This window comes from Chryseobacterium sp. SIMBA_038, from assembly GCF_046535115.1.
Taxonomy (GTDB): domain Bacteria; phylum Bacteroidota; class Bacteroidia; order Flavobacteriales; family Weeksellaceae; genus Chryseobacterium.
Map to the genome: position 1 here is coordinate 1 of NZ_JAWRXH010000032.1, position 419 is coordinate 419.

Sequence of the window (419 nt, forward strand, 5' to 3'; positions counted from 1 at the left end):
GTTGTGCTCGGTAAAGCTTATATTTGACTTATAATTGCATCCATGATGCGCGATCAACTGGACCCCGAAATCCGCGAAGCAACTGCGCAAGCTCAACCGGCAGCACCAAGTCGCTATCCGCGACGGCGTTAGCACCTTGGCCTCGATGCCGGAATGCCAGAACGTTAAAGCGCTGACAAACCATGAGTACGGGTATCGCCTGAGAGTCGGCAACTACCGGGTTCTGTTCAACTGGGACGGCGTGATTCGAGTCGTCGAAATCGAAGAAGTGAGGAAACGCGATGAACGCACCTATTAACATTCAAGTCATCAATGGGCCGGACGGGACGCCGGCCTTTGTCGTAATCCCCTACGCTGATTACGTCGCCGAGCATCAAGCCGCGCACGATGTCGAGCGGGTTGCCCGACGGCGTCGCGTT

General features: G+C 55.6%; 1 protein-coding gene. It reads left to right on the plus strand.

Features of this window, described 5'->3' with window-relative positions:
• Positions 1–52 precede the first annotated feature (52 nt).
• Positions 53–298 carry a type II toxin-antitoxin system RelE family toxin gene (locus SB689_RS22590; protein ID WP_410694317.1) on the plus strand — a complete coding sequence of 82 codons (246 nt, stop codon included), beginning with the start codon at positions 53–55 and terminating at the stop codon, positions 296–298.
• The last annotated feature ends 121 nt before the right edge of the window (positions 299–419 follow it).